Source organism: Virgibacillus sp. JSM 102003, from assembly GCF_041949995.1.
Lineage (GTDB): Bacteria > Bacillota > Bacilli > Bacillales > Amphibacillaceae > Lentibacillus.
This window is the reverse complement of record NZ_JBHFQH010000018.1, coordinates 20,369-42,934: the sequence shown is the minus strand read 5'-3', so window position 1 is coordinate 42,934 and position 22,566 is coordinate 20,369. Positions and strand designations below refer to the sequence as shown.

The 22,566-nt window shown below is 39.7% G+C and carries 25 protein-coding genes and 1 riboswitch; of the genes, 9 read left to right on the top strand and 16 right to left on the bottom strand.

The features are described 5' to 3' along the window. Positions 1–234 precede the first annotated feature (234 nt). Complete coding sequence (locus tag ACE1TG_RS17335) at positions 235–591, top strand: DUF485 domain-containing protein (protein ID WP_375053666.1); 357 nt, start codon at positions 235–237, stop codon at positions 589–591. Continuing rightward, on the top strand, positions 591–2,129 hold the full coding sequence (locus ACE1TG_RS17330) for a solute symporter family protein (RefSeq protein WP_375053665.1): 1,539 nt from the start codon (positions 591–593) through the stop codon (positions 2,127–2,129). The genes ACE1TG_RS17335 and ACE1TG_RS17330 overlap by 1 nt, the downstream gene beginning before the upstream one ends. A 150-nt stretch (positions 2,130–2,279) precedes the next feature. Here ACE1TG_RS17330 and ACE1TG_RS17325 read toward each other — a convergent pair whose 3' ends face one another. After that, positions 2,280–2,894 carry a PH domain-containing protein gene (locus ACE1TG_RS17325; RefSeq protein ID WP_092491217.1) on the bottom strand — a complete coding sequence of 205 codons (615 nt, stop codon included), beginning with the start codon at positions 2,892–2,894 and terminating at the stop codon, positions 2,280–2,282. 130 nt (positions 2,895–3,024) lie between these two features. Between ACE1TG_RS17325 and ACE1TG_RS17320 the strand changes: the two genes are divergently transcribed. After that, entirely contained in the window at positions 3,025–3,738 is a 714-nt protein-coding gene (locus ACE1TG_RS17320) for a LysM peptidoglycan-binding domain-containing protein (protein ID WP_375053664.1), read from the top strand. 112 nt (positions 3,739–3,850) lie between these two features. Here ACE1TG_RS17320 and ACE1TG_RS17315 read toward each other — a convergent pair whose 3' ends face one another. Then, positions 3,851–4,081, bottom strand: coding sequence for a hypothetical protein (locus ACE1TG_RS17315; RefSeq protein ID WP_375053663.1), 231 nt, complete (start codon positions 4,079–4,081; stop codon positions 3,851–3,853). Positions 4,082–4,414: 333 nt separating this feature from the next. After that, a riboswitch (SAM riboswitch) is annotated at positions 4,415–4,516 on the bottom strand. Positions 4,517–5,206: 690 nt separating this feature from the next. On the opposite strand from ACE1TG_RS17315, the gene ACE1TG_RS17310 reads away from it, so the two are divergent. Together ACE1TG_RS17310 and ACE1TG_RS17305 are read left to right on the top strand one after the other, a co-directional pair. Beyond that, the gene (locus ACE1TG_RS17310; protein ID WP_375053662.1) at positions 5,207–5,809 is read left to right on the top strand and encodes a CBO0543 family protein; all 603 of its coding nucleotides are present in this window, start codon (positions 5,207–5,209) and stop codon (positions 5,807–5,809) included. 102 nt (positions 5,810–5,911) lie between these two features. Continuing rightward, a complete protein-coding gene (locus ACE1TG_RS17305) occupies positions 5,912–7,120 on the top strand; it encodes a D-alanyl-D-alanine carboxypeptidase family protein (protein WP_375053661.1) in 1,209 nt (402 codons plus the stop codon). A 100-nt stretch (positions 7,121–7,220) separates the two neighbouring features. Here ACE1TG_RS17305 and coaW read toward each other — a convergent pair whose 3' ends face one another. Then, complete coding sequence (gene coaW, locus ACE1TG_RS17300; protein WP_375053660.1) at positions 7,221–8,039, bottom strand: type II pantothenate kinase; 819 nt, start codon at positions 8,037–8,039, stop codon at positions 7,221–7,223. Between the two features lie 107 nt (positions 8,040–8,146). Here coaW and ACE1TG_RS17295 point away from each other — a divergent pair, with 107 nt between their 5' ends. Next, positions 8,147–8,377, top strand: a complete 231-nt coding sequence (locus ACE1TG_RS17295) for a hypothetical protein (protein WP_375053659.1) — start codon at positions 8,147–8,149, stop codon at positions 8,375–8,377. On the opposite strand, the gene ACE1TG_RS17290 is transcribed toward ACE1TG_RS17295, so the two are convergent. After that, positions 8,346–9,158, bottom strand: a complete 813-nt coding sequence (locus ACE1TG_RS17290; RefSeq protein ID WP_375053658.1) for an alpha/beta fold hydrolase — start codon at positions 9,156–9,158, stop codon at positions 8,346–8,348. The genes ACE1TG_RS17295 and ACE1TG_RS17290 overlap by 32 nt on opposite strands. A 134-nt stretch (positions 9,159–9,292) precedes the next feature. Between ACE1TG_RS17290 and argF the strand changes: the two genes are divergently transcribed. From argF to argH, 3 genes are read left to right on the top strand one after another with little or no spacing between them, the layout of a single operon-like run. Next, positions 9,293–10,273, top strand: coding sequence for an ornithine carbamoyltransferase (argF, locus tag ACE1TG_RS17285; RefSeq protein ID WP_375053681.1), 981 nt, complete (start codon positions 9,293–9,295; stop codon positions 10,271–10,273). Further along, the gene (locus ACE1TG_RS17280; protein ID WP_375053657.1) at positions 10,266–11,483 is read left to right on the top strand and encodes an argininosuccinate synthase; all 1,218 of its coding nucleotides are present in this window, start codon (positions 10,266–10,268) and stop codon (positions 11,481–11,483) included. The genes argF and ACE1TG_RS17280 overlap by 8 nt, the downstream gene beginning before the upstream one ends. Positions 11,484–11,495: 12 nt before the next feature. Continuing rightward, on the top strand, positions 11,496–12,884 hold the full coding sequence (gene argH / locus ACE1TG_RS17275) for an argininosuccinate lyase (protein WP_375053656.1): 1,389 nt from the start codon (positions 11,496–11,498) through the stop codon (positions 12,882–12,884). A 72-nt stretch (positions 12,885–12,956) separates the two neighbouring features. On the opposite strand, the gene ACE1TG_RS17270 is transcribed toward argH, so the two are convergent. From ACE1TG_RS17270 to ACE1TG_RS17215, 12 genes are all read right to left on the bottom strand, one after another. Then, the gene (locus tag ACE1TG_RS17270) at positions 12,957–13,892 is read right to left on the bottom strand and encodes a nucleoside hydrolase (RefSeq protein ID WP_375053655.1); all 936 of its coding nucleotides are present in this window, start codon (positions 13,890–13,892) and stop codon (positions 12,957–12,959) included. Between the two features lie 78 nt (positions 13,893–13,970). After that, complete coding sequence (locus ACE1TG_RS17265) at positions 13,971–14,447, bottom strand: hypothetical protein (RefSeq protein WP_375053654.1); 477 nt, start codon at positions 14,445–14,447, stop codon at positions 13,971–13,973. A 9-nt stretch (positions 14,448–14,456) separates the two neighbouring features. Next, complete coding sequence (locus ACE1TG_RS17260; protein ID WP_375053653.1) at positions 14,457–14,975, bottom strand: protease complex subunit PrcB family protein; 519 nt, start codon at positions 14,973–14,975, stop codon at positions 14,457–14,459. A 295-nt stretch (positions 14,976–15,270) separates the two neighbouring features. Then, the gene (locus tag ACE1TG_RS17255) at positions 15,271–16,785 is read right to left on the bottom strand and encodes a family 10 glycosylhydrolase (protein WP_375053652.1); all 1,515 of its coding nucleotides are present in this window, start codon (positions 16,783–16,785) and stop codon (positions 15,271–15,273) included. Between the two features lie 359 nt (positions 16,786–17,144). Further along, on the bottom strand, positions 17,145–17,789 hold the full coding sequence (locus ACE1TG_RS17250; protein ID WP_375053651.1) for an SDR family oxidoreductase: 645 nt from the start codon (positions 17,787–17,789) through the stop codon (positions 17,145–17,147). 288 nt (positions 17,790–18,077) lie between these two features. Further along, positions 18,078–18,278, bottom strand: coding sequence for a CDGSH iron-sulfur domain-containing protein (locus ACE1TG_RS17245; protein ID WP_375053650.1), 201 nt, complete (start codon positions 18,276–18,278; stop codon positions 18,078–18,080). Positions 18,279–18,578: 300 nt separating this feature from the next. After that, positions 18,579–19,307, bottom strand: coding sequence for a hypothetical protein (locus ACE1TG_RS17240; protein WP_375053649.1), 729 nt, complete (start codon positions 19,305–19,307; stop codon positions 18,579–18,581). Between the two features lie 75 nt (positions 19,308–19,382). After that, positions 19,383–19,907, bottom strand: a complete 525-nt coding sequence (locus ACE1TG_RS17235) for a D-glycero-alpha-D-manno-heptose-1,7-bisphosphate 7-phosphatase (protein WP_375053648.1) — start codon at positions 19,905–19,907, stop codon at positions 19,383–19,385. A gap of 4 nt (positions 19,908–19,911) precedes the next feature. Next, positions 19,912–20,490, bottom strand: coding sequence for a GNAT family N-acetyltransferase (locus ACE1TG_RS17230; protein ID WP_375053647.1), 579 nt, complete (start codon positions 20,488–20,490; stop codon positions 19,912–19,914). 62 nt (positions 20,491–20,552) lie between these two features. Beyond that, positions 20,553–20,690 carry a hypothetical protein gene (locus ACE1TG_RS17225; RefSeq protein ID WP_175476684.1) on the bottom strand — a complete coding sequence of 46 codons (138 nt, stop codon included), beginning with the start codon at positions 20,688–20,690 and terminating at the stop codon, positions 20,553–20,555. Between the two features lie 64 nt (positions 20,691–20,754). Further along, on the bottom strand, positions 20,755–21,354 hold the full coding sequence (locus ACE1TG_RS17220; protein ID WP_375053646.1) for a response regulator: 600 nt from the start codon (positions 21,352–21,354) through the stop codon (positions 20,755–20,757). Further along, positions 21,351–22,487 carry a sensor histidine kinase gene (locus ACE1TG_RS17215; protein ID WP_375053645.1) on the bottom strand — a complete coding sequence of 379 codons (1,137 nt, stop codon included), beginning with the start codon at positions 22,485–22,487 and terminating at the stop codon, positions 21,351–21,353. The genes ACE1TG_RS17220 and ACE1TG_RS17215 overlap by 4 nt, the downstream gene beginning before the upstream one ends. Positions 22,488–22,566: the final 79 nt, after the last annotated feature.

Here is a 22,566-nt window from a genome sequence, read left to right as displayed (position 1 = left end):
ACTGATGAATGATATTAGACTATTCAGACTTAAAAAGATGCAATTGACACAATTTTACTCTCTGAAATACTCCATTCATTTATACTGGTTAGTAAGCGCTTTCAGATAGATGCGGAGGTGATTAAAGCCAGTTCATCAGTTGGCACGCTGTTCGTTGGAACATAATAACCAAAATCAGGAGAGGTTTCCACATGGCTGCCGAAACCTCTTTATTTACAGATGAGGAGTGTGATTATGAGTAATGTAAGCGACTATAAGGCAGATGATCAGACAGATGGCAAAATCGATTTTGTGAAAGTAGAGCAGAGTGAGAAGTTTCAACGTCTCATGAACGACAGGAAAAAGTTCATCATTCCTTTAACTATCTTTTTTCTTGTCTTTTATTTTTTACTTCCCGTTCTAACGTCCTATACAACCTTCCTGAATACACCCGCTATTGGTGATATTTCATGGGTTTGGCTATTTGCTTTTGCACAATTTGTTATGACATGGGTTCTATGTACTTTATATGTTAAAAAGGCAGCATCCTTTGACAGGCAAACAGATGAAATCATTAACGAACAGATCAACAACAAAGGAGGTAATGGCTGATGAATGCAACTGTCGTAATTCTTTTTCTTGCTATTGTCATACTAACTCTCATTATTACGTATTATGCCGCTAAACAAACCCAGTCAACTACTGACTTCTACACAGCTGGTGGCGGACTCAAAGGATGGCAAAATGGGGTTGCAATAGCAGGAGACTATTTATCGGCTGCCTCCTTCCTTGGAATTGCCGGCGCAATTGCATTATATGGCTTTGATGGATTCTTTTATAGTATCGGATTCCTTATTGCCTATTTGGTTGTTCTGTTTTTAGTGGCAGAACCGCTTCGAAATCTTGGAAAATATACACTTGCTGATATGCTAAAAGCACGGTTCGATGAGAAGAAAGTCAGGGGAGCTGCTGCACTTAATACGATAACAATCTCTATCTTCTATATGATTGCACAACTTGTCGGAGCAGGAGCCCTTATTCAGCTTTTATTTGACATCCCCTATTGGATAGCTGTTTTGATCGTTGGTGTGATGATGACCATTTATGTATTGTTTGGCGGAATGATCGCCACCAGTTGGGTTCAAATCGTAAAAGCCGTTCTTCTTATGGCTGGGATGGTCATTATTTCGTTCCTTGTTTTATTAAAGTTTAACTTTAACATTGTCGATATGTTCAATGATGTTAAAACGGTTACAAGTCATGGAGCAGATTATTTAAAGCCTGGTCTAAAGTATACTAATCCATTGGGAACCATTTCCCTAATGATTGCATTAGTACTTGGAACGGCTGGATTACCACATATACTTATGCGCTTCTTTACGGTTAAAGATGCTAAAACTGCACGAAGTTCTGTTATTACTGCAACATGGGTGATCGGTATTTTTTATGTACTGACTTTATTCCTTGGGTTTGGAGCAGCTGCATTTGTTGGTGAATCAGATATTCTTGCAGCAAACCCTGGCGGAAACATGGCAGCACCATTACTGGCAGAAGCATTGGGCGGTGAAATCCTTTTCGCTTTCATATCTGCAGTTGCCTTTGCGACAATTCTTGCAGTAGTTGCTGGTCTGGTTCTATCAGGTGCATCAGCATTTGCCCATGATTTATATGGACAAATTATCAAAAAAGGAAAAGCATCTGACCTGCAGCAAATGCGAGCAGCACGTTATGCTTCTCTGGCAGTATCTGTACTTGCAATTATCCTAGCATTGTTTGCTCAATATTTAAATGTGGCATTCCTTGTTTCGCTAGCCTTCTGTATTGCAGCAAGTGCAAACCTTCCAGTCATTCTTTATACGGTATACTGGAAGAAATTCAATACAACGGGGGCCGTCACAGCAATGTTAACCGGTTTGTTCTCAGCGCTGATCCTTGTGTCCATGAGCCCAAGTGTGTTTTCACCGGTAGAAGGTGCAGCATTATTTGTCGGGGATCCTATCTTCCCTATTTCAAATCCTGCACTTGTTTCAGTTCCACTAGGATTCCTTGGAGGCTACCTTGGTACTGTATTTTCTAAAGACGCAAGCGCGAAACGATACGCTGAAGTAAAAGTGAAAGCAAATACTGGATATCGGGAAACAGGAAGCTAAAAAGGGGTTATGAGCGACTGCCATTACGGTGGTCGCTCATTTTGTTTTATTGCGTTCCTTTTGACTTGCACTCTCATTCAAGCCAAAATTGTTAAGTTTATCGAAACAGAGAAAAGACTGAACAGTGCTCTGCACCATCCAGCCTTTAATCTAATTATTAATATACTTCTCAAAAACGTCACCAAAGTCTTTCTCATGATATTCTTCACGAACGGATTTCAACCAATCGAATCCAAACTCCGTCAACTCTTTATATTGTTCTGCAAGTTTCGTTTCAGATGTTCTTGAATTTTGAAGTACTGTTACAGCTTTATCTAAGCTTTCTCCGGCCATCTCTGTAATAATAGCATTTTCATGAGTTGTTTCAGCAATAAATAACAGGGCCTTATATAAATCTTTTAATTTATCAATTTCGTCTTTATGGACATCAATACTTAGTGGTTCTTTTCCTAACGTAAATTTGATTTCGATATCCAGATCGATTTTTCCTGCTGTCTCAAGGGATACATCTGAAATCTTGTATTGTGAGTATGGATAACGATTTAGTGTTCGTTTAGAAGAAGCAGCATTTTCACCATTTACATGAATTAGTGCCAGGTTAGTGAAGCAATACTCATCTGCTTTTGTCTTAATCAAGAAGTAAATTTTTTCATCATCTTCGTGTCGAACGTAATCATCCGCATCTGTCTTATCATAGTCCTCAGGGCCAATTATCCTGCCAATATCGGATAAGCCCAATGCATCTGATGCTAATTTTTTAAACATTCCCGTAACTCCCCTTCTTATAATTATTTTCTGAATTATTATACCATTAATAAGCTTCAATGACACGCACCCATTCCTCTTTCTGTGAATAGGCTGTTACGATATTCAAAACGAGGAGTGACCAACCAACATGAATAGCGAATTTTATTATACGATCCAGCCAGGTGATCATCTCGGACTACTGGCTGAACGATTCCGTACACCAGCAGAAAAAATTTTCAAAAATAACCCTGGAGTGGACCCGTACAATCTTCGGGTGGGTCAACGCCTGCTTATTCCTGCTTTAAGGCAGGATGATTGTATCAGTCAGGCTGAATTCGAATTTAGAAGTGATAATCGTAAGCTGTGGGAGGAGCATGTGGCTTGGACCAGAATGACAATTATCAGTTTGACCTTTAATCTGCCAGATGTGGAATTTGTTATCGCACGTCTTCTGCAAAATGCTACCGACATGGGTGATGCCATCAGACCCTACTATGGTGACCGTCTAGCTGATATATACGCTAATTTGATTAAAGAACATCTCATATTTGCCGCGGATCTTGTTAAAGCTGCAGTAGCAGGTGATCAAGAAGCAGCAATGACTGCTGAGCAAAAATGGTACGCTAATGCAGATGAGATTGCCAGGTTCTGGAGCAGTGTAAATCCTTATTTATCCGAGAAAGGTGTTAGAGATATGTTTTATCAGCACTTAGATTTAACAAAACAGGAAGCAGTATTTATGATAAATATGGATTACCAGAAAGATATTCAAATATATGATGAAATTGAAGAACAAGCTTTAGCAATGTCAGATGCCATATCAACTGCAGTAGTAAAACAATTTCCTGAACTATTTGCGTAGATTAGTTTGAGCAGGAGACATATGCCCCTACTCAGCTTATTTAACTAATGCTTGAAAAATCTCTATATGCAGCCTTACAGGACGTAAGAGTTCACACACTACTAAAAGTCATTTACTCACGGTTCCAGTCAGATTTCAGGGATTCTCTCTTCCCTTCTATACTCTCAACATTATACTCCATCAAAGGCTTAACAAATTTCTCATAACGTTCCTTTTTGAATCTCTCTAATTCCTCTGGCGTCATGTCCTTTATCACCTCTGACACATGACGCCCCGGGAGTTCATCAAACTCCTCCTTCGTCATCCATGTTACGTTGCCATTTTCGATAATGAAATGTTTCATTTTTAATTCCTCCTTTATAGAACAAAAGCGCAAGCGCCTGTTCAGCGCCGTTATGGACTGGACTGACCCGTGTGAGATAAAGGAAATACGAAGAGCGTAGCGATTCGATATTGACTTATCGATGACACGGGGAGGGAAGTCCACTAGGCGCTAGGCGCTGGCCGGTGAGAACGCCACGTCCTGTGGCGTCACCGGCACTAGTACGTCCTGTACGTCGGATCTGGACGTGGCTGATTCGGAAGTCCAATTATTCACAGGTTTTAAATTTTATAATTTCCTATATAATATTAAAAAACCCCTTCATGCGTTGGATGCATAAAGGGGTTTTCTACCGATTTATCACTCAAAGCATGGGCTTTGCTGGTGGGAGCACCTTACTTTTGCAGGTTGCTGTGACGTCATTGAGCCAGTTCTCTCGGTCACTCTTGATAGCTATTCAATTACATAAAGTATATATGCGTTTTTACGATATTTCAATGAATAATCGCCAGCACATTAATTCACCGCTGTTGGTTACACTAACATAAAGGCTGTTTTCTAAAAATTTATGCTTTAACAAGTAGTATATTATAACGTATTTGATATAAAATGCGAATTAACTTACCGTGTTTCGCTTCCATCTTTTATAAGATGACTGCTATGACACTGCTTCAGAAATACACTACGCGCACCTTAGAGAAACGCTTCAGCCTCCTCACGAGCAAAAAGCGCTCAGTACGCAGGGTCTTCAGACTGTTCCATCGACGAACAGGACGTGACCGTATTTTTAGCCGATGACCCATAGGAGTCTCGCATTTTTCCGCAGGTTGGAATAGTTTTCTAATTAAGCGAGAAGAATAGATTAGTCATACAAGGAAACGCACTCACATTTATATTAATTTTGCCATTAAGCGCAGGCAATGCACGTAGACTCCTGTGGAAAACGAGCCTAAGAGCCCCGCAGTGAGCGGTCTTGGCGAACGAGGAGGCTCGTGGGGAGTCCACGGAAAGCGAAGTGTATTGCCGAATCGATTGCCTTGCACATCTCAAATTCACTATGTCGCATTTTATATCAACTGCTAAGATTAAACAGCAACAAAACATACGAAAAAAGCCAATAGTAAAAACAGGATTGTGGTGACGTTAATGGTTTGGTTAATCATTCAAAATCTTGTCCCTCTCAACGTATTAATATTAAATGCTATTTCGCTGTCCCAATTAATTGAAGCCCACAGGGAATTCAGCGACTTACTAAAAGAATACTGGCAACAGAATGTATACTTAACACCTAAATGGTGGTTCTTGGTTATGCTTAGTATACTGCCCGCGATTATCTGGTGGATGTTAGTTAATAAGAAGAGAATTATTGAAATTACAGCATTCGGACTATTCTATGGTGTTGCTGCAATTATTCTTGATTCTATTGGAAGCAACGCCTTAGCGTGGACTTATCCTTATATCCTTTCACCATATTTACGTCCGCAGTTATACCCATATGATGTTGGTGTTGTGATCATTTCATTTATGCTTTGTTATCAGCTGTGGAGTGACAATTTTAAAAAGTTCTTTATGTTTTCAGGTCTGCTGGCTGCTTTTTTGGCCTTTGTAGCTGAACCGATTATGGTATGGTTAGGCCTTTACAAAGCAATCTACTGGAAACACATATATTCATTCCCAATTTATTGGCTATTAAGCTTAATATGCTGGGGTATTATTACGTATTTTAAAAAAATGGAACAGGAGAGTTAAATTCTTATTTCTTCTGTTTATTTTTTATGGAAAGAATGAATGTTTTAGTTTTTTATATCGTCTAATAAGTAAGGAGTAAAAAAAGCAATAGGAGAGGTTCATATGTCTAACAAAAAAGAGTTTCTAGTAATTATGATATCCTTGCTATGTCTATTTCTAACAGCCTGTAGTCAAGGGAATTCTCCTGAGTCTGCAAATGAACAGGATGAATCTAATCAGAAAGAAGTAACTGACGATAATGAAAAATCGGATAAAGACCCAAAAGATAACAAATCTGATAAGGAAAAAAAGGATAAACAAGATAAAAATAAACCATCTTCTGATCAGAAAAATAATGAATCAAAGGATAAACAGGATAATTCTTCCGATAAACAGAAAGTTGAAGATGATGGCAGCGCTGAAGAAAAAATCCTGCCTATCGGAACATTATCATATGGAGATAATGGGGAAAAAGTTAGTATGATGCAGGAGGCTCTAAACCGGTTAGGTTATTCACTGGAAGTTGATGGCGATTTAGGATGGACTACTGTTTGGGCGATAAAAGATTTTCAAGGTCAAGTATCTGCCTTGAAGATTGACGGTATATACGGAGAGCAAACACGTGAATATATACTAAAAGCAATAGATGGTAACCTAGAAGTAAATCCGGGCACTGGTCTAGAGAAGAATAACGATACGGAAGAAAATCAAAATGATAATGAAAATAATCAAAACAACAATAAAGAAAATAGTAACGTAGTATCCAACCCATCAAGTATTCTTGCTTTGGTTAATAAAAATAACAAATTACCAGCAGACTATGTTCCAAATAATCTAGTCAATCCAAATGTAAGGTTTCCATTTACAGAAGACTTACCAAAAAAACAAATGCGACAAGTTGCTGCTAATGCACTTGAAAATATGTTTAATGCTGGAGATAAGGCGGGGGTTGACCTTTTTGCACAGTCCGGTTATCGTTCATACGATAGGCAAGAAGCAATTTTCGCAGCAAATGCTCGTGAGCACGGACGAAAAGCAGCAAATCAATTCAGTGCACAAGCCGGGGAAAGCGAGCATCAAACAGGTCTGACAATGGATGTCACAAGCGCTGATATCAATTACCGCCTTAATACAAATTTCGCCAATACCGATGAAGGGCAATGGGTTAAAAAACATGCTAGTGAGTATGGTTTTATCATTCGCTATCCAAAGGGTAAAACAAGTATCACCGGCTACCAATATGAACCTTGGCACCTTCGTTACGTCGGTGAAAAAGCCGCTAAATACATTGACAGCAATAATATTACGCTGGAACAATATCTCGGTAATTAATAAAGGTAGTTTACAAAGAGCTTGGACGCGGATCCAAGCTCTTTTTTTTAGCAATTAAGGCACACTCACCTTCATACGAATGCCACGTTCCCTTATTTAATTAGTCAAGTGATAACAAAGCCCCAACAGCACCGCTGTATTCCCCGTTTTTCAGAAACACTGGCTCTTTTCCTGCCAGTCTAGTGTATTCTTTAATAATATCCCGCAAAAGTGGATTTGACCGGAGTGACGAACCGAAATAAATAATGGACCCGACGTTGTGTTGGAATGCCATTTGCGAACTGACCGTAACGATTACTTCACCGATCATGCCAATGATAGCTGCCAGGATGTCTGACTCTGAGGGGTTACGCGCCATCATTGATTCCTTTTTCCCAAAGTTGCTTGCAGTCAGCTCCCCAGAAATAGGCGGTAGCGCACCTTCGAAGATATCCTTCACTTTAAGGTCCACATTGCCCCTGTCACCGTTACTAGCTAATTGTACGATCCTTTCATAGTCCCAAAGTCCAGTTAATAAGTAGGCAAGTCCCATTAATGTTCCACCACCAATACCAGTTCCCCCAACCCGCTGTTGTTCCATATCTTTGGCATAGTGGATTGATGTACCGGTGCCAATGTTTACAAACATAAAATTGTTCTCAATTGCATCCCGTTGCTGACCAGCCAAAAAATGTACTCCACGGTTTGTTGCGTCAAATTCAACTATCGTTTTTGCAGGTGCTGTTAGTTTTTCCGCAAGCAGCTGGCTCTTCCCGCCAGTAATACAGACAATGGGATTCAAAAAACTATCATTAAGCCATGAGACAGCATCATAGATAGCTTGCGAAGGAAATGTTTGATAGACAATGCTGCTACTTTCCCGATATGCTACCTTTACAAGTGTACCACCAGCATCAATTCCTATTTTCGTTTGATTCATTTGTATCGTTCCTCCCCTAAAATTTTTTAATTGTGGTGCGAAACCATTTCGTTCACTAACTAATATTTGATAGGATTAAATAAGAACCTGTATTAGGGGGGGTTAATGTGCATTTATTTAAGAAAATGAAAGACTCAAGAATTTTTAGGATTCTTATAACCTCGGTAGCCTGGATTGCTATTATTCTGCTATTTTTATTCATTGCCTCAATGGTTTATCTGCTAATTATGGACTACTTTTATAATGAAGATAAAGATAAATTTAATCAAAATGGGGAAGAAATTTCGTTACGATCCCCCCACATGCCTAGTCAGACGTATTTTGAATCCATTCTTTAATGTTCCTTGCCACTTCTCCTGGAGCATCAAAATAAATATTATGCGTCGTATTGGTTATCGGACGAACTTGTGCATTTGGTGTGTTTTTTAAAAAGTGGTTGGCTTGCTGTTGCCGAAACCCTTCCATATCTTCTGGGAGCGTACTTCTAAGCAGTAGTACCGGACAGCTAATCTGCTGTAGAACGTCACTTGTTGGCTCTGTATAAATTCCTTTCACAATTGCTTTTGCATCAGAAACCGGTAGGGCCAAACGGATTTCCCCGTTAATTTCTGTAACCTGTGCCCTTGAAGCTGCCTCAATCTCAGTTGACCACCTTGGCATCTCACTCTTCTCTGATTCGATAAATGCTTCCCATGACGGGAAACGAATACTATTATCGAACGCTTCAATAGCTACAAACTCATCCTTCAATGAGTCGCTCTTTGTTTTCTGTATGTAACCTCCGTCAAGTAAGATCACACCCTTAACATGATCCGGATAAGTTTTTGCAAAATACAAGGCAATATGTGCACCCCATGAATGGCCGACAAGGTAGATCTCCGATTTATCTAGGTTCTTAATGACCTTCTCAACCTCTTCTGCCATACGCGATGGCATGTATGCTTCTTCCTCTGACAAAGAGTTATCGCCCCCATTTCTGGCAAGATCAAACGAAACGACATGATAGTCACCTAAATACTGTGCCAATTCTCCGAAGCTTAAACCTGTACTCCCCATCCCGTGAAGAAATACCAAAGTAGGATTACCTCTGTTTCCCCATTCAAATAAGACATTTTCCATTTACTTTCCCCCTCTTAATAGCTGTTATTCTAATCTTATCAAAAAATTATCAAATTTGTTAAAATAATTGTTGTATGTTTATTCACTTAAATGTATAATAATACATAATCTAATTATGAAACGGAAAGGATTTGATTTTAGTGGCTAACACAATTTCAAAGCCGACTTTAAGCGACAAGGATTTTTTAACATTAGGCAAGTTAAGTAAAGCAGAAATAACTTATCTGCTAGACGAGGCCGTTGCTTTAAAAAAACAGACAATTGAAGGAACGCATGAACCCTATTTAAAAGGGAAAGTTCTTGGAATGATTTTCGAAAAAGCATCTACCCGTACTAGAGTTTCATTTGAAGTCGGCATGCTTCAGCTTGGAGGTGAAGCGATCTTCCTCAGTTCGAATGACAGTCAGATTGGACGCGGAGAATCAATTTTCGATACGGCAAACGTATTATCACGTTATGTTGATGGCTTAATGATCCGAACCTTCAGCCACGACACTGTTGAATCCTATGCACAGCATGCTACTGTCCCAGTTATTAATGGATTGACCGACTCGCATCATCCAACACAGGTGCTTGCTGATCTTTTAACCATTTATGAACAGAAGGGGAAACTTTCAGGACTAAAACTTGCCTTCCTCGGTGATGGAAACAACAACATGTGTCATTCATTAATCGAAGGTGCAGTAAAAGTTGGAATGGACATCGCCATCACCTGTCCAACCGGTTATGAACCAAATCAGGAAATTCTGCAGCAAATGAAGCAAGAAGCTTATCAAAATGGTACGAAAGTAGAATACGGTGAAGATCCATATGAAGTGGTAAAAGATGCAGATATTGTTGTTACCGATGTTTGGTCGAGTATGGGGCAAGAAGATGAGATCGATAAACGAAATAAAATTTTCACACCCTATCAGGTAAACGAAAGCCTATGCGAACAAGCAAAATCGGATTTCATTTTTTTACATTGTTTACCTGCCCACCGAGGGGAAGAAGTTACATCAGGTATCATTGATGGACCGCATTCTGTTGTGTTTGATGAAGCGGAAAATCGCCTGCATGCACAGAAAGCTTTATTAAAACTATTACTAGAAGATGGAGGGGTTAAACATGACTAAAGAAAAAATCGTGTTAGCTTATTCGGGTGGTTTAGATACATCTGTATCGATTAAATGGTTACAGGAGAAATATAATTATGATGTAATTGCACTGGCAATTGATCTAGGAGAAGAAAAGGATTTAGAAACGGTTCGTCAAAAGGCATTAAATGTTGGTGCAATCAAATCAATCGTCATCGATGCTAAAGATATGCTTGCAAAGGAATATTTAATGCCAGCTTTACAAGCAAATGCACTGTACGAAGGCAAGTACCCATTATCCTCGGCATTAAGCAGACCGTTGATTTCAAAGTTACTTGTCGATGTAGCAGAACAGGAAGGCGCAGTAGCTGTTGCTCACGGCTGTACCGGAAAAGGAAATGATCAGATACGTTTTGAAGTCTCCATTAATGCACTTAATCCTGACCTTCAAGTGGTGGCACCAGTAAGAGAATGGGGAATGACCCGGGATGAAGAAATTGCTTATGCAAAAGAAAAAGGGATTCCTGTCTCAGCTAATTTAGACAATCCATTTTCGATCGATGCAAACATTTGGGGAAGAGCTTGTGAAGCAGGTGTATTGGAGAACCCATGGAATGAAGCACCAGAGGAAGCATTTGCATGGACCAATCCAATTGAGGCTACTCCGGATGAGTCTGAATATGTTGATATCACGTTTGAAGATGGCATCCCTGTGGCACTAAATGACGAACCGATGGAACTAGTTGATATTATTGAGACATTGAACGAAGCTGGTGGCAAACATGGTATTGGGCGAATTGATCATATTGAAAATCGCTTAATCGGTATTAAATCACGGGAGGTTTACGAAAATCCAGCAGCATTAATCTTAATCAATGCCCACCAGGAAATGGAATTTTTGACACATACAAGAGAAGTAAGTCAATATAAAAAAACAGTTGAACAGCAATATGCAAAGATGATTTATGAAGGTCTGTGGTACTCACCATTACGTCCCGCTATTGATGCATTTGTTTTGGAGACTCAAAAAACTGTAACCGGAAAAGTACGCGTTAAGCTGTTTAAAGGAAATCAATTCGTTGTTGCCAGAAAGTCCTACTATAGCTTATATAACGAAGAACTTGCTACCTATGAAAAAGGTGACATGTTTGATCATACAGCTGCAGTTGGGTTTATCAAACTATGGGGATTACCAACAAAGGTACATGCCGAAATCAATAAAAAAACAACAGAGCCGGTTAAACAGTAGGGAGGATTACAAATGTCAAAGCTATGGGGCGGGCGTTTCACTAAATCGACCAACGAACTAGTAGAAGAATTCACAGCATCCATCGGGTTTGATCAGCGGTTTGCAAAGGAAGATATTGAAGGAAGCATTGCCCACGTTACGATGCTTGCTGAATGTGAAATCATTAGCAGAGATGAAGCAAGCCAGCTTATTAGAGGCCTCAAAATCATTGAAGAGAAAATCTATAATGGCCAGGCAGATTACACGGTTGAAAATGAAGACATTCATATGAACATTGAGAAAATGCTCATTGATGAAATCGGACCGGTTGGCGGCAAACTTCATACTGGAAGAAGCCGTAATGACCAAATTGCGACAGATATCCATCTTTACGTTAACAATAAAACAAAAGAAATCATTAAACTTGTTGAGTCCGTCCAAGCAGCTTTTATCAAGCAAGCAAAAGCAAATATTACTGTCATTATGCCAGGATATACACACTTGCAACGTGCACAGCCGATATTATTTTCGCACCATCTGCTTGCATATTTCTGGATGTTTGAGCGAGATAAACAACGTCTGACTGATAGTTTGCAGCGGGTAAACTGGTCGCCATTAGGTGCTGGAGCATTAGCTGGGACGACATTTCCCATCAATCGCGAACGTACCGCAGAATTACTAGGATTTGACACGGTATATCCGAACAGCCTTGACGCTGTTAGCGACCGCGACTTTGTCATAGAATTCCTATCCATTGCATCAATTATGATGACGCATATTTCCCGATTATCAGAGGAGCTTGTCACATGGTCGAGTCAGGAATTTGATTTTATCGAGTTGGATGACTCTTTTTGTACCGGATCAAGTATTATGCCACAAAAGAAAAACCCTGATGTGCCTGAACTATTACGTGGGAAAACCGGACGTGTCCACGGTAATCTATTCGGTTTATTAACTGTCCTGAAGGGTCTCCCGCTTGCTTACAATAAGGATATGCAGGAAGATAAAGAAGGTCTTCTTGATACGGTAAAGACAATTGACGGATCATTACGGTTGCTTGCTCCAATGATTGAAACGATGCAGGTGAAACAGGACAACATGTACAATGCAGTTGATCAGGATTATTCGAATGCAACGGATATCGCGGATTACCTTGTCACGAAAGGCTTGCCATTTCGCCAGGCGCACGAGATAATTGGAAAAATCGTACTTTATGCAATCGAGCAAAAGAAATATTTACTTGCATTAACACTAGAAGAATACCAATCCTTTAGTAATCTATTTGAGGAAGATATTTATGTTGTACTCGAACCAAAGCATGTTGTAGATGCCAGAAATAGCACAGGTGGCACAGCAGAAAACCAGGTTCGTAAACAACTGCAACAAGCCGAGGAAGTGCTTGCTGGAAGTAGCACTTCTTAAAACCATCAAATTTCATTTAGTAAGCCTTCTAAAGATAATTTTAGGAGGCTTGATTTTTGCTATATTATTATATTAGGAGTATGACTTTAACGAACGAATAAATAAATCCCAGAACTTGTCCTGATTCAGCGTGCGAGCAAAATTCACGTTCTGCTCCCTATCTGTCATTCCGTTTGTGTACACACAGGTCATCCCATAGGTGAATTCCCCTTTTGTCTCAATGTCTACACGCACGCGCTCCATTTCAAACATTGTGGGGTCGATTAGATAAGCAACAGGACAAGGATCATGCACAGCCGCTCCGGTAAAACCAAGTTTACCCTGATATATCTGCGAATAAAAATTCATCATTTGCATAACAGCTTCTGCAACTGAATTGTTGATAGCCGACATTTCCTTCATTCTATCAGAAGTTGCCAACGCCTGGTGTGTAACATCAAGACCAAACATCTCAATTGGTACGCCACTCTCAAAAACAATTTTAGCTGCCTCAGCATCAACATATATATTGAATTCTGCCGCAGGTGTTCTATTGCCGTATGTTCCGCCGCCCATTAATACGATTTCCTTTATTTTCGGAATGATTTGCGGTGCTTTTCTGATTGCCAGTGCAATATTCGTCAATGGTCCGGTTGGCACAATTGTAATATCTCCATCCGAGTCTGTAATTTTTTCAATGATTAAGTCCACAGCATGCTGGTTAATTATTTGCTTAATCGGTTCTTCAGGAAGACTTGTGCCATCCAGTCCACTCTTACCATGTACATGTGCAGCAGCTTTCATCTTGCGAACCAGTGGCTGTGCTGCTCCTTTTGCGACAGGAACATCATCTAATCCGAGAAGATCGCATAGCCTTAAAGCATTCTTTGTATTTTTTTCCACATCAACATTGCCTGCTACAGTCGTAATCGCCTCAAGTTTCAAGTTGCTAAGCTTTGACGCAGCAAGCATCATGGCCATCGCATCATCATGCCCTGGGTCACAATCTAAAATAATTCTCCTGTTCATATGTAATTCCTCCTGCATTTTAATCACTTACATTAATCTCCCAATACTGCATATCAAGTCCTGGGATTCACTATAGCTTTATAACGTTTTCTCTATTTTTTCAATTTCTTCTTTTCCAATATGAGTGACATCAGCAACGACTTCAATTGAGAATCCTTTCTTTAACATCTCAATAGCAACTTCTTGTTTGCCTTCTTTCTTGCCTTCTTGCCTGCCTATTTGCTTGCCTTTTTCCTCATATGAAATTGTAAGCTCCATAACTTTTCCGCCATCGTCCATTTTTTCAATTTCCTCTCTCAATTTTTCTTCCTCCTTTTCATTGAGTTTTAAATAACTATCAAAAAATCCATATATCAAACGCTCTTTTGCTGGATTCAATTGCATTTTCGTTATCATCCGCAGAAACTCTTTTTTGACTTCAACTCGTTCATCAAGGGAATATCCCATTTTACTAAGTAACGCTGCGGCAACAGGATTATCCGATTCGATATAGTCATGCCAGTTCTTTTTTTGTAATAAGCTTGCTTTAAAATACTGCTGGTTTATATATACCAATAGTCTCTTTTATTTAACCTCCCCATCACTCGTCAATTCTTGAGGCGCAATTAGAACAGTATCTTTCAATTCTTTTTGCTTTGATGTTTGAAACCGATACGATCGACTTGTTTCACCCTCCATTCCCGCTACTGCGACCGGATACGTAAGCGTTTGTATATTTATACTTCCTTTTTCAGGCTCTGTCACGTTGTAGCTAACAGTGTTAAACCCATCTGATTGCGATGAATTGGTTTTTACCTTCTGTATTTGTTCAATTTCTACATTATAGCCGCCAGTTGGTTTTTGGCCAAGCAGGATAATTGCATATGTCATCCCGTCGACATTGAACACCTTTTCCGCTTTTTTTGATCTGTTTTTCTGAATCCATTGTTGAACCCTATCCGGGGCATTTTCAACTTTAATTGTTTTAAAAGAAAGATTAGTGGTCTCGTTTTCTCCACCCATTGATTCATCCTCCGTAGTCCCTGACCCGCAGCCAGTTATTATTAAAATTAATAAAGCCATTACTATACTATTCCGCTTCATTTCTAATGTTTCCCCTTTCGGCAGTATCACGAATGCCTAATACTAATAATCCCCTATATTATCCTTTTTTAAAAGATCATTTCTAATAGATTATTGTCTTCCAGACTACAAACTTTGTCGTAATATACCGCACTATATACACTGCGCTTTTTGCGGGCTCACGAATAGCCCCGCAGCGTTCTTTGCTATAAACAGCGAAGTTGCCGCATTCCTGATTGGAAAATGCGGCAACAACATTATACATTATTTAGTAATTCGATTACGCAACATCTGCCTTTATTATCGTACCCGTTGCTCAATTACTAGATTGGGGAACAGCTTTAACTTGCAATTTGGTCTCTGTAACTTCACCTGCTTGAATGTCCAGTGGCTTTGCAGCGCCTTCACCGGTTTCACCATCTATCTTGGCGACATAATGACCGTCAGGCAAGTCTGTTAGCCCAAAGAAACCATTCCCATCCGTTTTGAACTGATATGTTTTTCCTTCTGACCCGCGTAGCATCACTTTGCCATTATCAACCGGTTCCCCATCCTTATCCGTGAGATAGCCCATTAAATGACCTTTTGTAGGGTTTGTTTTCCAAGGCATATCTGGTATCGCTGCTGGTTCAGAAAAGACAGGTTCTCCGTATTCACTATCCTGCGATAATGCTTGATAAAACCTATCATTATCGATTCCGCTATTATTAGTGGAAGCATAGCTGTAAAGCGAAACACCTGCTAGCTGATTCCCTTCAGCAGATGGCTGTAACGCACGATCAATTTGCGCCAGAGTCCCTTCGATCGTATTGATGAAACTTCCCGGTCCTGCAGCAATTTGCCGGTCGTACTGATGATCTTTCTCCCATTCAATCCATAAATCGTACCATGCTTTCTGAAGCGGAACATGTTCCCTGTCATAGTTCATTGGAATAGCCAAATCAACAATACCTTCTTCTAACCATCGATTCCAATCCTGCAGAACGGTACTGTAAGGTGCGGATTGTTTATACTCTTCCATCGTTTCCGGACCTTTTCCCCAGGCTATGACAGCTGCGGACACCTTAACATCGGGATCTTCAGCAATGGACCGTAAATATACTTGCCGTACTAAGTTGTTTACCTGTTGACGACGCCAGTCTTTCCATTGCGGGTCCTCCGGTTCGGGTATATGTTCTGTACCAGATTGAGCTAAATAACGATCTACACTCGTCGGATTATAACCCCAAGTTGGATCAGAATATCGAACAAGATCCAAATGGACACCATCAACATCATACTGCTTTACGACATTGACGTATTGATCTGCTGTATAATCTGCCGCATCAGGATGTCCCGGATCGAGAATATAATCGGCTCCAGAACGATTATCACCTGTGATGCTTTCTGTCAGCCAGTAATCCTCACCACTTGCAGAAGGACCATGCTGATTAAATACATGTTCTTCAGACTTCGGTGGATATAAAGAGTTCCATATTGGTAAAGTTGTTAGCCATGCATGCACCTCTATATCCTCCTGATGAGCTTTTTCTATCAGGTATTCCAGTGCATCAAAACCTGGCTGCAATGCAGGATCCTGTGACCGCGGTTCCAGCGTCTTATTAAAATATGAATCCCCCCTGCGTCTAACCTGAACAATAACTGCATTCGCATTAGCCTCTTTAACATCTTGAACAAGTTTGTCTACCTGTTCAGGCGTTTTAATCCCATCATGAAAAGCATCTACCCATATGGCTCGAAACTCTTCCGGCTGTTCTTTGGCCTGTCCTACTGCCGGCACTAAGGAGATGACCATCAATATGACCATCGGTAACACTAACCGTTTCTTCACATCTATCTCTCCTTATTTCAAATTTATTCCATTATACTAAAATTTCTGTAAATTTTAATGAGAAGAAAGATAGATTTATAGAAACAATAATCCTTTGGCACAGTAGTTTTTAACTAGTACAATCCCCATATATGCATTAAACTATCAGAATTCATTCAAAGTAATAGAACAATCTGACTGTAAAGAGACAATTCTGTTTTTAAAAAAGCCCCCTATAAGCTTCTTAAGCTATAGCGGGGGCTATACTATCTGTTCTACTAATACAATCGAACATCACCTGAAAAAAGTGGCATTACCTTTTTAAAATAAATTTGCCACTTTTCTGGCTTGGCGTTCGATTATACGTAAAAGAAGGATGATTACACGTTTTTCAGTGCTTCTGAAATAGCGGTATCACCTGACATAAGATCAAATGACCGCTTATAGGTATTTTCCTCTGTCAGAGATTCCATTACGGCACGTGCTACATCTTCGCGTGGAATAGATCCTCTTTCCAAGTTCTCAGAAGCAGCAATTTTCCCTGTGCCTGGCTCATTCAATAGTCCACCAGGTCGAACAATCGTATAATTCAGGTTACTATCTTCAAGCATTCTATCAGCGTAATGCTTAGCAACATAGTATGGCTTAATTTTTTCGTTCCATTTTTCACGATTATTTGCTTGGAATGCGCTAACCATTACATAACGTTCAACTCCTGCCTTTTCTGCAGCTTCAAACGTTTTAACCGCACCATCAAGGTCGATCAATAATGTTTTGTCATAGCCTGTACTTCCGCCAGATCCAGCTGTAAAAATAACGGCGTCACATCCTCTTGCTGCCTTCACAATCGTATCAGCACCGCCTTCAAGGTTAGCAAGAACAGCGTCAATGCCCTTTTTCTTCAGTTCTTCCGCTTGTTCTTCTTTTCGTACCATTGCTCTTACTGTATGTTCATTACTCTTGTCTAATAAGTCAACAAGATGCTGTCCAATTTGACCATTTGCACCTATTAATAAAACTTTCATGACGTACATCTCCTTCATTTGGGATTTGCCTCACCCTATTATTATTCCAAATTGATTGATTCATGACAACTTTGCTGTTTGAGTTGAATGGCCCAGGTGTTAGAATAACGCAATATGTTAAGAAAGATTGATGCGGATGAAAAGCTTACACGTAAGGTTTAAACCATATCATTATATACCATGTTTACATTTTGCCTTTAGGGTACAATATTCATACAAAAACCCCATTATGCAATGATGTGCATGCATAATGGGGTTTATCATATCGTTCATGATTCTGTTTAAAACTTATTTCGCACTTGGCTCACTTTCAAAACCAATCTTCTTATGAGTTCCGTCACAAAAGGGCTTGTTGGATGACTGCCCGCAGCGACACAAGGAAAATGCCTTTTTCGTCTCAAACACATTCCCATCAGCATCAACCATTTCTACATCACCGGTCACAAGCAGTGGCCCGTTATTGTTTACTTTAATCTTGCCATCACTCATATAATCTTCCTCCCTTACATTTCTGTCTCTACTTAATTACTATTCGGTACATTTGCTGGAAAATCCTTTTATAATAGTGGAATTTTTTACTTTGGCATTCGCTTTTGCACTAATTCAGTCTTCCCGGCAATTATTCAGTCTTTATCCAGTCACGTGTACCATTATTCAGTTTTCATCCAAGCTTATTCAGTTTTCGTATGGGGTTATTCAGTATTCAATGGGTATTTTTCAGTTTTCAGCGTTTTTTAACCACTTCAAAAAATGAATCCCCGATATATTATCGAGGATAGTTGCGGTAATTTATTTCTTGTGGTGACCCCAGAATAATCTTCCATTTCTTTCTTCAAACGGGAACAATCCTAGTTGTTTTGCTTTCTCAGCATGCTTTTGCATAATTTCATCCATTATCTCTTGGGTATCTTTGTTTTTCGTTTTGATTCCTAATGCCTCAGCCGTCTGGAAAACCTTCTTGTTATAAATTTCTTTATTTAGCTTACGCGGATCCTTGCCTTCTGTTTCAATCCCTAACTCCTCGGCCGTTCGCTTAATTGATGCTTCAAAAACTTCCTTTTTAAGTTTTTTGGCATTTTTACCCTCAGTTGAAATACCTAATTCTTCAGCCTTTTGCTTCAGCATCGCCTGATAGACTTCTTCTGCAAGCTCTTTAGGTTCTTTACCCTCTGTGTTAATTCCTAACTCATTTGCCTTTTGCTTAACCTTTGCATGGTGCACTTCCTTGGAAAGTTCTTTCATGTTCTTTCCTTCTGTATTTATTCCCAATTCATTTGCAGCTTGTTTCATTTTAGCTTCCATTACTTCTTTTTCCAGCTGGTCAATTTCTTTATCTTTTGTTTCTATTCCAAGTTCTTTAGCCTCTAACGTTATAAAGATATCTTTATTCGAATTCTCTTTATCACGTTTTTGACTGTGGATATCCTCTGCAATCCCCTTGTAAAACGGTAACCCTGAAGGCGCGCTCATAGAGAAGCCCATTGACAGCACCAATGCTATTAAAAAACCTTTCAACATCTAGTATTCATCCTTCCTGTTGTTCATTTCAATTTTAGTATTTCCAGAAAGAGAGAATACATGAAGATTTTATAATTATTTTGTTAATGAATCCGCAACTGAAATAAGGTTAGGGTAAAAAAAGTCAGCATCAGCATCCTCATCTTTTCTATCTCCAATGAGGATCGTTTGCGTACCTGCTTCCTTTCCTGCCTCTATATCTGGCACCCTATCACCGACCATATAGCTATTGGCTAAATCAATTTGATGTTTTTCCGCTAGATCCAGTATCATCTGGGGGTTTGGCTTGCGACAGGCACAGTTTGCGTGTGGCTTATGCGGACAATAAGCAATGTCGTCAACATGTGCACCAAATTTCGCTAAGTCACTTTTCATCTTTTTATGTACATCATCTAAAGCGGACTCCTTCATGTAACCAAGACCAATGCCACCTTGGTTTGTCACTACAAATACCTTAAACCCTTTGTCGTTAAAACGCTTAATCGCTTCTCCAGCTCCATCAAGCAAATAAAAATCCTTTGGCTTGTTCACAAATTTCACACGGTGACTAAGCACTTCATTTATTACGCCATCCCGATCAAGAAACATTCCAATGTGCATCGTGTCACCCGCCTTCTTGAAAGGCATCATATTCGGACTTCAACAATGAAAAGACAACTGTATCGTGATATCTTTTCCCGTCAAAGTCCGTTTGTCTCATGGTGCCCTCTTCTTTAAATCCGTATTTTCTTAGAAGCTTTTCTGATCCTTCATTCTCGGCAAAAATGTCGCCGACAACCCGATTTAATTCAAGCGTTTCAAAGGCATAATGGAGAACTTGTTCCAAAACCTCCGTCACGACACCGTTGTTTTGATACGCCTTACGAATAATTACACCTAATTCGGCTTTTTTATGCCACATGCTCAATTTATGTAAACTGAATTTTCCGATGACCTCTCCATTTTCTCTACTTTCAATCACCCAGGGCAGTTCTGTTCGCTTTGCAAAGTTCTCAAGCTGTCCTTGAATTTCCTGCCACATATCAGTTTCTGACTTTACCGGATCAGGTGTAATAAATTTCATCGTGTTCCTGTCTCGCATGAACACAAATAGTTCACTAGCATCATCTTCTCTTAATCCTCTTAATCGATAGTTTTCCGTTTCCAAAACTGGGACCGTTGTCATTATAGCTTCATGGCTCACTTCATACCCTCCAGTAAAAAAGCAGTGTGATTCCATACTATCACACTGCTTTGATTCCTATATCAATCTTTCTTTTGATCAATGAATTCGTTTGGCTCATCGCCGCCATGGATACTGTTATTCTTATACTGACTCTTACGGCCGTTTCGATGTTCGCCATGTTGTTTGTTTTCTTTAAATTGATTATTCTTGTTCGACATAATAACGCCCCTTTCCAACCTTAGCTTTAGGATTGGGCGCTATCTTTATACATTTGCTTTAACCCTATTTCATCCAACCTTTTTCTTTCACTTTTGAAATGGCCTCTATCCGGTTGCCGACTTCAAGCTTATCCAAAATCACCGAAACATAATTACGGACAGTTCCATTGGTCAGAAATAGCTCATTAGCAATTTCTTTTGTATTTTTCCCGTCAGCAATCAGTTTAACAACCTGTTCTTCACGCTCAGTCAGTGGATTTTCCTCTTCATATGCCATATCAACAAGCTCAGGAGCATAAATACGCCTGCCTTCCATTATCGTACGAATAGAAGTAGCTAAATCTTCGCTTGGGCTGTCTTTTAGCAAATAACCACTTACTTCAGCTTTTCGGGCACGTTCAAAATATCCTGTTCGAGCAAATGTAGTTAAAACAATAACTTTGCAAGGATCATCCTTTAATTCCTCAGCAGCATCAAGTCCGCTTTTTATTGGCATCTCGATATCCATAATACAGATATCCGGTTTTTGCTCCTTCACAATCGTTATCGCTTCTTCCCCATTCTTTGCCTTGCCGACAACTTCCATATCTGTCTCCAACTCAAGCAAAGAACCGAGAGCCCCAAGCAACATCCCCTGATCTTCAGCAATCACAATTCGAATCACAGCATTTCCTCCTGTTCCGTTTGCTGGACGACCTTTGGCACTTGAATTTTAAGTGTTGTACCATTTGTTGACTCTATTTCTAAGCTGCCATTTACAAATTCCAAGCGCTCTTTCATCCCCTGCAAGCCATTTTCTGTATAGGAGTCCCTCTTAATGGGTATCCCAATTCCATTATCTTCTACTTTTATAAGTACTTCATTTGGAGATTGTGTAATCGTAACATTGCAGGAAGTAGCCTGACTATGTTTAACAATGTTAGTTACAGCCTCTTTCAAACACATACTAAGAACATTCTCAACCAGTAAAGGTGTATTGGCTAACTCCGAATTTCCTTCCAAATGAAAATCGATTTGTGCAGCTTTCAACACTTGTTCGATACGTATTACTTCATCATTCAATTTGGCACCCTTCATGTCTGAGACCATCTCACGCACTTCTTTTAGTGCCGTACGTGCCGTCTGGTGTATATCATTGATCTCATTTTTAGCTAAATCGGCTTCAACATTTATTAATTTCCCAGCGAGATCGCTTTTCAAGCCAATCAAGGATAATTTTTGCCCCAGCGTATCATGCAAGTCACGCGCGATTCGCTGACGTTCCTCCAAGACAACCAACTGTGATAGCTTTTGGTTAGCATCTTCCAGCTGGCTTTCCAGTCGCTCCCGCTTATTTTTAGAGTATATGGTAATTGGAAGCAAAATCACCCCAATGACACTAAACATAATAAACGGCAATTGTGTAAGGAATATTTCGTTTTGGGTAAAAAAACCAATGCTTACCGCAGCAATAGTAGTGGTTAAATGTATCACATATAACGTAATAAACCTCGTCCTATGCTGTAAATTACCGATATAAAATGCTAAAAACAGGGCGAAATATACATATCCCAAAAATAACGTCATGACGATGCTTATTAACATTTCTATACTCACTGAAAGATAAACGGTCCAGCCCTTTGAAAGGAAAGAAACCCTGTATGCAGTAAAAAACAGCAGAATCATGAAGATACCGAAAATTATTTCCCAGGTTCCGGACGTTCGAAAAATAAAATAAAAAGGCAAAATACAAAAAATAATCCATGCGTAGATACTAAGCCCGGTGTTTTTCGGGATAATGTGATACCACTTCTGCATGACAGTCCCTCCTTTCCGCTTTCATTCAGTATATTAGAAAAACTGACTTATCGCCAAGCTTTAACGGCAAAAGCCCCTC